Source organism: Streptomyces oceani, assembly GCF_001751245.1.
GTDB classification, from domain to species: Bacteria; Actinomycetota; Actinomycetes; order Streptomycetales; family Streptomycetaceae; genus Streptomyces; species Streptomyces oceani.
The window spans coordinates 141,721-154,785 of sequence record NZ_LJGU01000131.1; the positions used below are offsets into that span (position 1 = coordinate 141,721).

The following is a 13,065-nucleotide window of genomic DNA, read 5'->3' on the forward strand; positions in this document are numbered from 1 at the left end:
CGGTCGCGCCACGCCCGTACGGACTCCCCGTACGGGCCGGCACGACCGGCGGCTTCGTGCGTTCCCGCCCATCCTGACGTGGTGCGTCTCCCTCACGCTCGGGCAAGCGCCTCCCGCCCGGAAGGTGAAGCCCTGTGCTGGACACCCACGTACGCCCCGCGACAACCGTGTGTGAGGCTTTGCGGCACGGCTGACGCGTACGAACTGCTCATCAACGCCAACCCGCCCGACGACCTCTCGGAGGCCGAGGTGCGCGAGCTGCGCTGGCACCTGGGGTTGGGGCCGGAGCCAGCGGAGTTCACCATCGTGACGGAGTTTCCCACGGAGTTCGTGGACGAGGAGGGCCTACCGGCGGAGTACGAACCCGGAGCGGCCGGCTCCTGGGTCGAGGAGAAGGCACCGGCCCTGGCGCAACGCGGGCCGGCATGGCGGATCGGCGGGGTGGCCTTCGCCTCGTTGGAACGTTGCGAACCCGATCGCCCGGGCTGGGCGTTGACCTGCCGTCAGGCGCTGCACCCCGATGGTTTCGACGGGCCGTCCGACCGCGTCAGGTGGCTGCAACGCCGGATTCCGGAACCAACCTTCGACCTCCGCGTCTACTGGCGCTTCTACGAAGACCCCTTCCTCGAACCGACCTTCGTCGGCGAGGAAGGCTTGGCCGCCGGAGAGACCTCTGTCACGCCGCCCTCGTCCCAGGTGCTACGCCTGCTGGCGGACGGCAAGGACAGGGAAGCGGTGGTCCAGGTGCGCAAGGACTCCGATCTGAGCATCAAGCGGGCGCGCAGTTACGTCGAGGCAGTGCGGGCAGGTCGTCTCCTCCTCCTGGACTGAGACGGATCAGTTCCCGATGACCGGCCGGGCCGGTGACAGGAACGGGTCATTCCAACCAACCGTGAAACCCATACATCTTCCACCCCAGCACACTGAGGCCGTACCCGGAACCGAGCGGGCCACGGAGAGAGCTATCCAGGATCCAACAAGTCGTCAACATACTCCAGCAGGACTCCCGGAGTATGAGCCCTGTCGATTTGCTCCAGGCAGGCCAGGTGCTCCGTTCTCAGGAATCCACTCCCACCGAGGTTCAACAGCGCGCTGAGTTCTGCCTCCAGAGCATCCATGTCTTCCTCAACCGCAGCCACCGCCGAAATGACACCGGCCAACGTGATCACTTCTGCCCGGCTGTAAGAGCCAACGAGGTCGACGACCGTGTCAGCGTAACGCTCTCGCTGGGCTGATTCCCCGGACACCAGTCCACGGACCAGGAGCAGGATCCACTGCGCAGAGACAGCCATGTTGCGCAACACTTCCAGTATCGGCGGTGCGGCGCGAGGTACGGACCGTGACACGCGGTGGTGATGGGCTCAATGACCTCCGAGGTCATGGCCACCGATAAGCGAAGCGCTAGCCTTGCCAGCATGGTGATGGCCGGCGAGGGTACGTCGCGGGCGGGGGCGCTGCTGCGGGAGTGGCGGCGGCGGCGCAAGCTCAGTCAGCTCGATCTGGCGCTGCTCGCGGACTCCTCCGCCCGGCATCTGTCCTGCCTGGAGACCGGGCGCGCGCGGCCGAGCCGGGCCATGGTGCTGAAGCTGGCCACCGCCCTGGACATCCCGCTGCGTGAGCGCAACACCCTGCTGGTGGCGGCGGATCACGCCCCGGCATACCCGGAGCGCGACCTGGCGGACACGGACATGTCCTCGGTGCGTGCCGCGCTGGAGGTCATGCTCGCGGCGCACGAGCCGTATCCGGCCGTGGTGGTGGACCGCTGGTGGAACGTCGTGAGCGGCAACCAGGCCATGTCCGTGTTCCTGGAGGGTGTGCCTCCGGAACTCCTCCTCCCGCGGCCCAATGTCTTCCGGCTGACGCTGCATCCGGACGGGCTGGCCGCCCGGCTGACCAACCTGGCGGAGATACGCGCGTACTTCCTCGACCGCCTGCTGCGTCAGGTGCGCGCCACCGGGGACGCGGACCTGCGGGCGCTGTACGAGGAGGTACGAAGCTACCCGGTGCCTGCCCGGGAGGAAGCGGCCGGAAGCGGCAAGACCGCCGGGAGCCAGCCCGAGCCGTCGAGTCCGATCCAGGTACCGCTACGGGTCCGTACGCCGACGGGCGAACTGTCGATGTTCACCACAATGGCCACCTTTGGCGCGCCGGCGGACGTGACGCTGTCTGAGCTGGCGATCGAACTCTTCTATCCGCTCGACGAGTTCACCACCCGGCTGCTGCGCGACCGGGCCTGAGCGGCCGTGCGTGGCCGCCGCGGCGCGGCGTGGCGCCACCGGGCCACGCGCGTCACTGGCCCACCCGTCCGTCGACGCGTTCGCGCAACAGGTCGGCGTGTCCGCAGTGACGGGCGTACTCCTCGATCCTGTGCACCAGCAGCTCCCGCACCACGATCCCGTCCCTACCCAGCCGTTCACCCAGATCCGGGTCGTGTCCAGCGCGGTGTCGGTCGCGGCCTGCTCGCGCGCCAGGGCGGAGTAGGCGGCGTCGACCACGGTCTGCTCGGCGACAGCTCCGTCAAAGTCACCGTCACCTTCGCCGTACAGCTTCGGCAGCGGATCGCCGCCGCCGATCCAGTTGCGCCAGTCCCGTTCCACCTCGGCCAGGTGCCGGACCAGGCCCAGCAGGGACATCGTCGACGGCGGAACGGACCGACGAGCCAGTTTCTCCGCGTCCAGGCCCTCGCACTTCATCCTGGCGCTCCTTCGTGGATACCCCGTCCTTTAGGGCGGGGAGGAAACGCAGCTCCTGCGGAGCAGGGCAGGGAAAGCCGGTTCGCCGCCAGGGCGGACCGGCGTCCACCGTTCACCGGCCAACAGCCGTTTCTTACACGGGAGCTGATCCAATGTGAGGCATGACGCAGCAGGCTAAGCGGGCTTTCACGTACCGCTTCTACCCCACGGACGAGCAGGCAGCGGAGCTGTCGCGCACGTTCGGCTGCGTCCGCCTCGTGTACAACAAGGCGTTGGAGGAGCGCACTCGCGCCTGGTACAGCGAGCAGCGCCGTGTCTCCTACGCGCAGTCGTCGGCCGCGCTGACGGAATGGAAGAGGACCGAGGACCTGACCTTCCTGACGGAGGTGTCCTCCGTGCCGCTCCAGCAGGCACTGCGGCACCTTCAGACGGCGTTCGGGAACTTCTTCGCCAAGCGCGCCAAGTACCCCCGGTTTAAGAGCCGGAAGACGTCCCGCGCGTCCGCCGAGTACACCCGCTCCGGCTTCAGGTTCCGGGATGGGCAACTCACGCTGGCGAAGATGGCGGAGCCGCTGGAGATCCGTTGGTCGCGTCCGCTCCCTGAGGGTGCGGTACCGACGACGGTGACCGTGTCCCGCGACGGTGCCGGGCGCTGGTTCGTCTCGATGCTGTGCGACGACCGTATCGCTCCGGCTCCGGCCACGACGAACGCGGTCGGCATCGACGCCGGGATCACCTCCCTCGTGGCCCTCCACCGGGGAGAAGGTCGCCAACCCCCGGCACGGGCGGCGCGATCGTGCCCGGCTCGCCCGCGCGCAGCGTGAGCTGTCGCGGAAGGCTAAGGGGTCGAACAACCGGGCCAAGGCCCGTCTGAAGGTCGCCCGCTTGCACGCCCGTATCGCTGACCGGCGCCACGACCACCTGCACAAACTGTCCACTCGACTCGTCCGTGAGAACCAAACGGTCGTTATCGAGGACCTCACCGTCCGCAACCTGCTGAAGAACGGCAAGCTCGCGCGCGCCATCAGCGACGCGTCGTGGACGGCCCTGCGCTCCATGCTGGAGTACAAGTGCGCCTGGTACGGGCGTGAACTCGTCGTGATCGACCGCTGGTTCCCCAGTTCGAAGCTGTGCGGGGCATGCGGCACGGTCGCGGCGAAGATGCCGCTCAACGTCCGCGAGTGGACGTGCGACTGCGGCGCCGTGCATGACCGCGACGTGAACGCGGCACGAAACACTCTGGCCGCCGGGCTGGCGGCAGCAGCCTGTGGAGACGGTGTAAGACCTCAACGGGAGTCCTCCCGGACGGGGCGGTCGTCGGTGAAGCAGGAACCCCAGCGGGTGACCGCTGGAATCCCCCGCCTTTAGGCGGGGGAGGAAGTCAACACCAGGGTCTTCCGGTATCCGTCCAGGAAGCCGTGAGGCGTCGCGAGTTCGCCCTCCGGGTCGGCGCCCGCGCTCTCGCGGGGGTCGTCGTCCGGGTCGGCCCACATGTCGGGGTGGGTGGTTGCCTGGCTCCATCGTGCTGGCTCGTCACTCATGCCTCGCATCCTGCTGGCAACCGGCTGAGCCCGCGAGTTGACTTCGGGCGCCGGAGCTGTCGCGGCGGGTTGGAATCGGCTGACTGGCGGCTGACTGCCGGAGGTGTCCCCAGAGCCTGTCCGTGTCTCCCGGATACAGCTCGATACGGGCGTGTGGGAACGACTGTCGCGCTTGCCTGGCCCTGGGCGAGAAGAAGTCCGCCATGACGACCTTGTCGAAGCCGGGCCGGTCACTGGCGAGGGGACGTTCGGGCGTCCCCCCGATCAGCACCGCGCCCTCCAACGGCTGCCAGCCCGCGTCCTCGTAGAACGCCTGAAGCACGCGGTCGCAGCTGAACAACCCCAGGTCCAGCCGCTCGGCCAGCCGCTCCCGGGCCGCTGACACCAGGTGCCGGCCCAACCCACGGCGACGTGCTCCCGGTCGTGTCACGACGGTGCTCAGTCCGCCCACGGCGAAGCGTTGACCGTCGTGCGTGAGCTGTTTGGAGAGCAGGTCCAGCGCGGCCAGCACGCTGGTGTCACCGCCGTCACCGTCACTGTCGACCAGCAGCAGCGACAACGGCCGCAGTGCCGGGTCGTGGGTCAACGCCTCAGCGCCGCCGACGCCGCTGCCGGTGGTGCCGCCGTCATCCTCGGACGGCCACGCCTGGCGCTGGAGTTCCACCACCTGGACACGCAGTTCGGGTGGTGTGGCCGCCTCCGGGAAGGACAGGATCCGCATGCCCCGATTCTTCACCGTTCGGGCGCCACCGGCCCCGTGTCGGCGCTCGCGGCTTCGGGCTCGGCCGCTGTCCGACGGCGTGGCTTGGCCCGTACGTGCATCCGCTCGCCCTGCCGACCGAACAGGCTGAGCAGCTCGACCGGGGCCTCGCCGGTGCTGCCGAACCAGTGCGGGGTGCGGGTGTCGAACTCGGCGGCCTCGCCCGAGCCGAGTACCAGGTCGTGCTCGGCCAGCACCAGACGCAGCCGGCCGGCCAGCACGTACAGCCACTCGTATCCCTCGTGGCCGCGCGGGTCCGGGACGTTGCGGCTGGCCGGGATGACCATCTTGTACGCCTGGAGCGGGCCGGGCTGTCGGGTCAGGGGCAGGACGGTGCCGCCGTGCACCTGCTGGGGCGTGAGCCGCACCCGGGGGTCGCCGACCTCGGGCGCGCCGACGAGTTCGTCCAGCGACACCTGGTGGGCGTGTGCGAGGGGCAGCAGCAGTTCCAGACTGGCGCGGCGCTGCCCGGACTCCAGGCGCGAGAGGGTGCTCTTGGAGATGCCGGTGACCTCGGCCAGCGCCGTCAGCGTCACGCCGCGCTCGGCGCGTACGCGTTTCAGGCGCGGACCGATCCCGGTGAGGGCCTCGGCTATGGCGGATGCGTGGTCGTTGGCGTCCATGCCCCTCATTGCAGCGGTCCGTCCCGGGATCGGCAACGCGGGTTGTCACTCCTCCCGGTCGGTGGCGGTCGGACCCGCGCGATCGTCGTCCCACAGCCGGGTGCTGTGGGCGTCGACGAGCGCCTGGATACGGGCGAGGGCCTCGGCGGCGGGCAGCGGGGGAAGCCGTCGGCCGTCGCGCAGCCGCGCGGAGACCTGTGCGTCGGCGGCTTCCCGGGCGCCGAGGACGCCCTGGTACGGGACGAGGCGGGCCTGCCGGATTCGCGCGCCCAGGCTGCCGCGGCCGGGTTCGGCGACCTCGACGCGCAGACCGCGGGCGCGTCCGTCCCGGGCGAGCGACTCGGCGTACGGCGACTCGGCCTCGGTGACCGGCAGGAGGACCAGTTGGGTGGGGGCGAGCCAGGCGGGGAAGGCGCCGCCGTGTTCCTCGATAAGCTGGGCGACGGCGCGCTCGACGCTGCCGATGACGCTGCGGTGGATCATCACCGGGCGGTGCTTCGCGCCGTCCGCGCCGATGTAGCGCAGGTCGAACCGCTCGGGCTGGTGGAAGTCGACCTGCACGGTGGAGAGGGTGGACTCGCGGCCGGCGGCGTCGGTGACCTGCACGTCGATCTTCGGTCCGTAGAACGCCGCCTCACCCTCGGCGGCCTCGTAGGGCAGACCGGCGTGCTCCAGGACCTCGGTGAGGAGTGCGGTGGAGCGTCGCCACAGCTCGGGGGCGGCGACGTACTTCCCGCCCGGACCGGGGAGGGAGAGCCGGTAGCGGGCGGGGCTGATGCCGAGCGCGTCGTACGCCCGGCGGATCATCGCGAGGGCCGCCCGGACCTCGTCGGCGAGCTGCTCGGGGGTGCAGAAGACGTGGGCGTCGTTCAGCTGGATGGCCCGTACGCGGGTGAGCCCGCCCAGCACTCCGGAGAGTTCGGCACGGTACATCCCGCCCAGCTCGGCCATCCGCAGCGGCAGTTGGCGGTAACTGCGCGGGCGGGAGCGGTAGATCACGGCATGGTGCGGGCACAGGCTGGGCCGCAGTACGAACTGCTCGCCGCCGACGTCCATGGCGGGGAACATGTCGTCGCGGTAGTGCGCCCAGTGCCCGGAGAGTTCGTACAGCTCGCGTTTGCCGAGGACCGGCGAGTAGACATGCTGGTAGCCCGCCCGTCGCTCGGCGGTGCGGACGTACTCCTCCAGGGCGTGGCGTACGACCGCGCCGTCGGGCAGCCAGTACGGCAGTCCCGCGCCGATGAGCGAGTCGGTGTCGAACAGGTCCAGTTCGCGGCCGAGTTCACGGTGGTCTCGCATAGTGGGCTCCTCACGGGCGGCGGGCGAGTGAGTCGCCCCGGGCCCTGATCGGAGGTTGACCACGACGAAGCCCCGGGCGCTCGCCCGGGGCTTCGGATCAGGTCGTCTGTCAGCGCGCCGGGACACTCTCCGGCGTCGTCGTCATGGCAGCGCGCTTCATGCCGGACATTCTACGGGCTGTCGGACGCTCTCAGGCCCATACCGCGTAGATCTTCCCGGTGGGAGAACTGAGGTAGATCGTGTCGTCGACGACCACCGGCCGCTGCCGGGCGAGGGTGTCGAGGGACGCTCGCCACGCCGTCTTGCCGGTGTCGACGCGCAACGCGTACAGCGAGTCGTCGGCCACGAGGTAGACCTTGTCGCGGACCGTGGCCGGTGGTGAGAGGACGCTGGCGTCGAAACGTCGCTCCCACCTCACCTCACCGTTCCTCGTGTCCAGCGCGCGGATACCGGCGTCGGACGAGTTGGGGCCGGTGTACAGCAGGGCGACCCCGCCGGACACGGCCTGAACGCCCTCGTGGTCCGAGTCGACGTCCATCCTTCCGGCGAAGCGGACCTTCCACTGCTCCTCGCCGGTCTTCGCGGACAACGCGTACACGAAGCGCTCGTCCAGGCCGGAGGCACACGCGAAGCATCTGCCGTCAGCGACGACGGGCGCCTTCTGGAGGGTGTCCTCGACGTCGCTCCGCCAGCGAACCCGGCCATCGTCCGCCTGGCGTGCCTGCAGCTCGCTACCGTTGTGGAGATAGGCGGTGTCGCCCGGCACGGCCACCGTGACGCCGTACCAGCCGGCGAAGCGCACGAGGCTCTGCTCGCTCCTCTTCCACTCGACGTCGCCGGTCCTGGCGGACACTCTGTAGAGCGTGTGGTGGTAGGCGCGGTAGGCGAGGGTGTAGAGCGCGCCGGCCCGCAGGACCGGCTGTCCCACGCCCAGGTCGTCGTCATCGGTGGGCAGCGTCCACAACCGTTCGCCCGTGCTGGCCCGCACCGCGTACACGGAGGAGTCGGCCCCGAAGTAGACAGCACCCCGGGCCACCGTCGGTGGCGTGCTCTCCGCCGCGTCGGTGCCCAGTTCGTACGTCCACTCCTTGGCGCCCCGGTCGGCCGACAGGGCGTAGAGGGCCTGGCTGTCGGTGGCGCACACCAGACCGTCGGCCACCGTCAGCGGCGCACTGCGGTCCTCGCGCCAGGACTGGGTGATGAGGCGGCCGGTCTGCCACCGCAGGGTGCCGGACCGTCGCTTCCCGGACGCGGGGCTGTCGGAACGACCGCCGCCGGAGCGACCGCTGCCGTCGCCCCTGCTGACCATCCAGCCGCCGATGCCCAGACCGGCGGCGGTGGCGGCTCCGGTGAGGCCGATCAGGGCGCGCCGCCGGCTGGTTCCCGCTGGCTGGACGGTCGGCGCCGTCGCTCTCGGCTCTGTGGCGTCCGGGCCCGCCGACCAGCGGTCGAGCCCCGCGTCCGTCGCGGACTGGGCGGGCCCCGGGCTGGATCGCGGGGGCTCCGGGGAGGCTCCGGAGGCCGGTACGGGCAACTGCCGCTCGGGGCGTGACGCGTCCTCGGCGATCGACTGGACCGTCCGCACGACCGGCGACGGCAGCCAGCCCCCGCCGCCGACGAGATCCAGCGTCCCGCTCCGTCCGCTGGCGTGGTCGCCAGCGTCCCCGGCGTCCCGTGACAGCAGTGCTTCCAGCACCTGGCCCACGCCCGGCCTCCGCACCGGGTCCTTCTCCAGGCAGGCCGCCACCACCTCGCGCAGTCCTCCGGGCACCTCTCCGATCACGGGCGGCTCGTAGACCGTACGGTAGGGCACCGCGTGCACCGATCCGGTGCCGAACGGCCCGTACCCGGTGGCCGCGTAGGCGAGCACCGCGCCCAGGGCGAAGACGTCGCTGGCTGGACCGGTCTCCTTGCCGGTGAGCTGCTCCGGCGCCATGAAGCCGGGGGTGCCGATCATCGCGCCCGCCTGGGTCAGCAGGCTGGCCTCGCTGACCGCCGAGATGCCGAAGTCGATCACCCTGGCGCCATCCTGGGAGAGCAGGATGTTCGACGGCTTGAGGTCCCGATGCACCACCCCGACCGCGTGGATCTCGGTCAGTGCCTCGGCCAGGCCCCCGCCGAGGGTCAGCACGTGCCCCGGAGGCCACGGCCCGTGCGTGTCAACAGCCGTGTTCAGCGTCACCCCCGGTACGTACGCGGTGGCCAGCCACGGCACCTCGCCGTCCGGGTCGGCGTCGACCACCCCCGCGGTGAAGGCGCCGTTCACCCGCTGGGCCGCGGCTATCTCCCGGCCGAACCGGCGTCGGAACCCCGTCTCCTCCGCCAGCTCCGGGCGCACCACCTTCACCGCGACGGTCCGGCCGCCTCGCGACCGCCCCAGGTAGACACTGCCCATCCCGCCCGAGCCCAGCCTGCCCACCAGCCGGTACGGCCCCACCTGGCTCGGGTCAGTCGCCCGCAGCGCCGCTAACGCCTCCACCCGTAGCGCTCCTCCCCCGTCGCGATCCGGCACGGCAGATCGACTCGTACGTCAACTGGCGTGTCTCCGTGACATGTTGGCCTCACACATCCTGCCATCCAGGCCGTGTTCGCTCGGACGATCGCCCGACCCGGGACCGCGTGCCGAGCCACGCGAGGCGTGACCAGTGTCATGCGGTTACGGGCGCGGGCGCCGGAGAAGCGCCGGCGGGCCGGCCGGAGCATCCGACCGGCCCGCCGGGGTGGCAGCCGTACGTACCGCGCGTACTGGCTGGTCAGTCGAGCGTGTCGCAGTTCGAGGACGCGTCCTCGCCTGCGAACCGTCCCTCCAGCCACAGGAACACCCGAGGGAAGGAGGCGATCGCTCCGCCGACGTGCGTCGGCGCGGCGAGTGGGGAGAACGTGACGTCCGGCGCGCCCTTCTCGCACCAGCTGGCCGCCATCTCCCGACCCACCTCGTACGGGATCACGTCGTCCGTGGTGCTGTGCGTGACCAGGGTGGGCACGCGGGGCGCCCGTTCGCCGATGCGCTGTTCCTCGGCGATGGACTGGAAGGGCTCCTCCTCGAGGTAGTCGGTCAGCGGGCGGCCGTCCTCGGTGAGGGTCTCGGACTTGGTGAAGGGCAGCTTGAACAGCGCCTCCTCGGTGCAGTACTCCTTGGCGTCGGAGACGAAGCGCTCGCCCTTGTCGTTGAGGATGGGCTTCAGGTCCACGTCGTATCCGGCCGCGAGTCCGGCGACGGCGTAGCCGAGGAAGGGCGAGTAGAGGGTTCCGTCCAGCTTCGCGGCGACCTTCTTCAGGTCGGCGGGCGGTGCCCCGGCGGCCACGCCGCGGAGCTCCATGTCGGGCGCGTAGTCCGGGGCGAGTTCGGCGGCCGCGGCCGCCGCGCCACCGCCCTGGGAGTAGCCGGTGACCGCGACCGGTCCGCCGTCCGGCACCTTCGCCTCGGGGAGGCGCTGGGCGGCGCGTACGGCGTCCAGCACGACGTGCCCGGACACGGCACGGTTGACATAGGTGTGGGTGCCCGGGGTGCCCAGGCCCTCGTAGTCGGGCAGGGCGACGGCGTACCCGCGGGCGAGCAGGCCCTTGAGGAACAGCCCTTCGTACTCGGTGCCGTTGGCCAGCCGTCGGGAGGGGGCGCAGGAGTCGCCGAGGCCCTGGGTGCCGGGTGCGTAGCCGACCACGGGGCGCTCGCCGTCGCCGCTCCACGCCTGCTTGGGGGTCAGGACGGTGCCGGTGGTGGCGATGGGCTCGCCCTGGCCGTCCGTGGACCGGTACATCACCCGGTTCACGTGGGCGCTGGTCACCTTGATCGCCTTGAGCGGGTCAAGGTAGTAGTCGCTGGGCTCGGAGCGGATCACGTCGCCGTTCCGCTCGGGCAGGGCGGCCGGTGGCTCGTAGAACGGCGGCCGGTCCTCGTTCGCTTGAGCGGTCGGGGCGGGCGAGGCGGTCGGGGCGGGCGCGGTCTTCGGCGCCTCCGGGGCTGGGGTCGCCTGGGCTGACGGCACGGCGACCACGCCGAGGGAGGCAGCCGTGGTACAGGCGAGCAGGAGGGTGGCGGTTCCGCGATACGGGCGGGCTTTCACGGGCGACTCCTCGTCGGAGTGTGGGCGGGGTGGTCTCACGCTTGCCGGGGCTCCCTCGTCATCTCGGTGGTGGGCGGGGGACGTTGCGACCTAGTCATTACTCAGGAGTAATAACTAGAGTGAGAATGCGCACTCTTGACGCTGGCGTCAATACCCTGGAGTAGGTTCTCTGCCGCCCGCCCGCCGCCGGCGCCAGCCCCGCAGCCGTACGGTGGATCGGTCGAGCGTGAAAGGGGAACGGCATGCAGATCGGCGAACTGTCCGAACGCACCGGCGCGAGTCGTCGGTCGATCCGCTACTACGAGCAGCACGGGCTGCTCACGGCCCAGCGCACCAGCAAGGGTTGGCGGACGTACGAACCACTGGACGTCACCCGGGTGCGGAACGTACGCGAACTCCTCGCGGCCGGGCTGACCATGGAGGACATCCAACTGGTGGCGCCCTGCCTGGAGCTGAAGTCAGCCGAGTTCATGGCCTGCGACCGGCCGGAACAGGCGCTGGAGATGTACGAGAGCCGACTGGCCGTGGTCGAGAGCCGGGCCGCCGAACTCGAGCGTCATCGCGCCCAGTTGATCAGCCGGATAGCCGGGTTGCGAGCGAACGCCGAGGCTGACCCGGACAGTGGGGACTTCGCCGAGCTGCTGCGTCAGGCGGCGGAGGCCGACACCAGCACCGAACGGCCCCAGCGGGCTTGACCCTGACACCCGTGTCACTACCTAGCGTGCGGCGCACGCACCAAGGAGGTAGTGCCACATGTCATCCACCGGACCCAGCACCCGTACGGAGCCGCCCGCCACCCGGGAGCGGAACACCCTGCCAGGCTGGTTGTACGTCCTCTTCCTCGCCCTGCTGGCCACCGCCACGGACGAGTTCATCATCGCGGGCGTGCTGCCCGCCGTGGCCGCCGATCTGGGGGTGAGCGTCGCGGCGGCCGGCCAGTTGGTGACCGTGTTCGCCATGGTCTACGCGCTCGGCGCGCCCACGCTCGCGGTGCTGTGCGAGCGGTTCCCCCGACGCACCGTCATGCTCGCCGGACTGCTGCTGTTCGTACTGGCCAATGTCGCGGCCGCGGTGGCGCCGGGTTACTGGGCGCTGCTGGCGGCCCGGGTGGTGGCGGCCCTGTGTGCGGCCGTGGTGACCGCCGCGGCCTTCACGACCGCCGCGACGGGTGCGCCGGAAGGGGCACAGGGCCGCTACCTCGGGGTGGTGACCGCGGGTATGACGGCCGCGCTGTTCACCGGGGTGCCGCTGGGCTCCTGGCTCGGCGGGGCCTTCGGCTGGCGGGCGACCTTCTGGCTCATCGCCGGTGTCGCGGCACTCGCGGCGGCCGGGTTCGCGGCGTTGGCGCCCGCCGTACCGGCCGGCTCGCCCGCGCCGTTGCGGCAGCGGCTGTCCCCGCTGCGCGACCGCGCGGTGCTGCGGGTGGTGACGGTGACCTTCCTGGCGGCCAGCGGCGGGCTGATGTTCTACACGTACCTCGGCGCGTACGCCGCCGAGGTCGCCGACGGCTCCTACGGCCTGCGGTCCCTCCTGCTGCTGCTCGTCGGACTCGCGGGCCTGGCGGGCGCGTTGCTGTCCGGACGGCTGACCGACGCGCGCGGTCCGGTCCGCGGGCTGCGTCTGGTGCTCGGTGGTCACGCGCTCGCCCTGGCCCTGGCGGCGGTGCTGGTGTTCGGCGGGCCGGGTGGTCCGTACGCGCTGCTGGCGATCGTCACGGTATGGGGGATGTTCGCCTGGGCACTGACCCCGCCGGTGCAGGGCAGCATCCTGGCGGTGGCGGCGCCGGGAGCCGGGATGACCGCGCTGTCGCTGAACATCGCGGGACTGTATCTGGGTACGGGCGTCGCGGGTGCGCTGGGCGGGATGGTGATCGAGGCCGCGGGGGTGCCGTACGTACCGGTGGTCGCCACGGGGTTGGTGGCCCTCGCGTGTCTGCTGGCGCCGTGGAGCCGGGCACCGCGGCTCGCGGAGTCGGCGGAGTCGGCGAGTACCGCCGTGGCTGGTGACCCGACGAGCCGCACCGCTCCGGAGACGCGGCAGACCGACGACACCCGCGGCGGCCGCGGCTGAGCACGCGCGCGACCC

11 protein-coding genes and 2 pseudogenes are annotated in these 13,065 nt (G+C 71.1%); 5 read left to right on the forward strand and 8 right to left on the reverse strand.

The genetic code is table 11. The annotated features are described in order from the left end of the window. Positions 1 to 171: 171 nt before the first annotated feature. On the forward strand, positions 172 to 831 hold the full coding sequence (locus AN216_RS16980) for a hypothetical protein (RefSeq protein ID WP_070197528.1): 660 nt from the start codon (positions 172 to 174) through the stop codon (positions 829 to 831). 131 nt (positions 832 to 962) lie between these two features. On the opposite strand, the gene AN216_RS16985 is transcribed toward AN216_RS16980, so the two are convergent. Then, a complete protein-coding gene (locus AN216_RS16985; protein ID WP_139140943.1) occupies positions 963 to 1,301 on the reverse strand; it encodes a hypothetical protein in 339 nt (112 codons plus the stop codon). A gap of 120 nt (positions 1,302 to 1,421) precedes the next feature. On the opposite strand from AN216_RS16985, the gene AN216_RS16990 reads away from it, so the two are divergent. Beyond that, positions 1,422 to 2,237 carry a helix-turn-helix domain-containing protein gene (locus tag AN216_RS16990; RefSeq protein WP_070197550.1) on the forward strand — a complete coding sequence of 272 codons (816 nt, stop codon included), beginning with the start codon at positions 1,422 to 1,424 and terminating at the stop codon, positions 2,235 to 2,237. Between the two features lie 52 nt (positions 2,238 to 2,289). Here AN216_RS16990 and AN216_RS16995 read toward each other — a convergent pair. Next, positions 2,290 to 2,708: pseudogene (locus tag AN216_RS16995) on the reverse strand (mycothiol transferase); the annotation flags it as partial. A gap of 146 nt (positions 2,709 to 2,854) precedes the next feature. Between AN216_RS16995 and AN216_RS17000 the strand changes: the two are divergent. After that, positions 2,855 to 4,061 (forward strand): annotated as a pseudogene (locus tag AN216_RS17000) (RNA-guided endonuclease InsQ/TnpB family protein). On the opposite strand, the gene AN216_RS28275 reads toward AN216_RS17000, so the two are convergent. From AN216_RS28275 to AN216_RS17025, 6 genes are all read right to left on the reverse strand, one after another. Next, positions 4,058 to 4,234 (reverse strand): hypothetical protein, encoded by a 177-nt coding sequence (locus tag AN216_RS28275; protein ID WP_170843143.1) that lies wholly within the window; start codon positions 4,232 to 4,234, stop codon positions 4,058 to 4,060. The pseudogene AN216_RS17000 and the gene AN216_RS28275 overlap by 4 nt on opposite strands. Further along, a complete protein-coding gene (locus tag AN216_RS17005) occupies positions 4,227 to 4,955 on the reverse strand; it encodes a GNAT family N-acetyltransferase (protein WP_244502504.1) in 729 nt (242 codons plus the stop codon). Before AN216_RS17005 ends, AN216_RS28275 begins: the two co-directional genes overlap by 8 nt. 11 nt (positions 4,956 to 4,966) lie before the next feature. Then, entirely contained in the window at positions 4,967 to 5,617 is a 651-nt protein-coding gene (locus tag AN216_RS17010; RefSeq protein WP_107402016.1) for a helix-turn-helix domain-containing protein, read from the reverse strand. 45 nt (positions 5,618 to 5,662) lie between these two features. Next, positions 5,663 to 6,979 carry a threonine--tRNA ligase gene (gene thrS, locus AN216_RS17015; protein ID WP_338059257.1) on the reverse strand — a complete coding sequence of 439 codons (1,317 nt, stop codon included), beginning with the start codon at positions 6,977 to 6,979 and terminating at the stop codon, positions 5,663 to 5,665. Positions 6,980 to 7,106: 127 nt separating this feature from the next. Then, on the reverse strand, positions 7,107 to 9,395 hold the full coding sequence (locus tag AN216_RS17020; RefSeq protein WP_139140944.1) for a protein kinase domain-containing protein: 2,289 nt from the start codon (positions 9,393 to 9,395) through the stop codon (positions 7,107 to 7,109). A gap of 274 nt (positions 9,396 to 9,669) precedes the next feature. Continuing rightward, positions 9,670 to 10,980, reverse strand: coding sequence for an alpha/beta fold hydrolase (locus AN216_RS17025; protein ID WP_244502505.1), 1,311 nt, complete (start codon positions 10,978 to 10,980; stop codon positions 9,670 to 9,672). A 242-nt stretch (positions 10,981 to 11,222) separates the two neighbouring features. Here AN216_RS17025 and AN216_RS17030 point away from each other — a divergent pair, with 242 nt between their 5' ends. Further along, positions 11,223 to 11,675 carry a MerR family transcriptional regulator gene (locus AN216_RS17030; RefSeq protein ID WP_070197534.1) on the forward strand — a complete coding sequence of 151 codons (453 nt, stop codon included), beginning with the start codon at positions 11,223 to 11,225 and terminating at the stop codon, positions 11,673 to 11,675. Positions 11,676 to 11,733: 58 nt separating this feature from the next. Then, entirely contained in the window at positions 11,734 to 13,050 is a 1,317-nt protein-coding gene (locus tag AN216_RS17035) for an MFS transporter (RefSeq protein WP_079166678.1), read from the forward strand. The last annotated feature ends 15 nt before the right edge of the window (positions 13,051 to 13,065 follow it).

Coding starts and splice junctions, on each gene's coding strand:
- AN216_RS28275 (WP_170843143.1), bottom strand. CDS start 4,234: ATGAGTGACGAGCCAGCACGATGGAGCCAGGCAACCACCCACCCCGAC.
- AN216_RS16990 (WP_070197550.1), top strand. CDS start 1,422: ATGGCCGGCGAGGGTACGTCGCGGGCGGGGGCGCTGCTGCGGGAGTGG.
- AN216_RS17010 (WP_107402016.1), bottom strand. CDS start 5,617: ATGGACGCCAACGACCACGCATCCGCCATAGCCGAGGCCCTCACCGGG.
- AN216_RS17005 (WP_244502504.1), bottom strand. CDS start 4,955: ATGCGGATCCTGTCCTTCCCGGAGGCGGCCACACCACCCGAACTGCGT.
- AN216_RS17030 (WP_070197534.1), top strand. CDS start 11,223: ATGCAGATCGGCGAACTGTCCGAACGCACCGGCGCGAGTCGTCGGTCG.
- AN216_RS17035 (WP_079166678.1), top strand. CDS start 11,734: ATGTCATCCACCGGACCCAGCACCCGTACGGAGCCGCCCGCCACCCGG.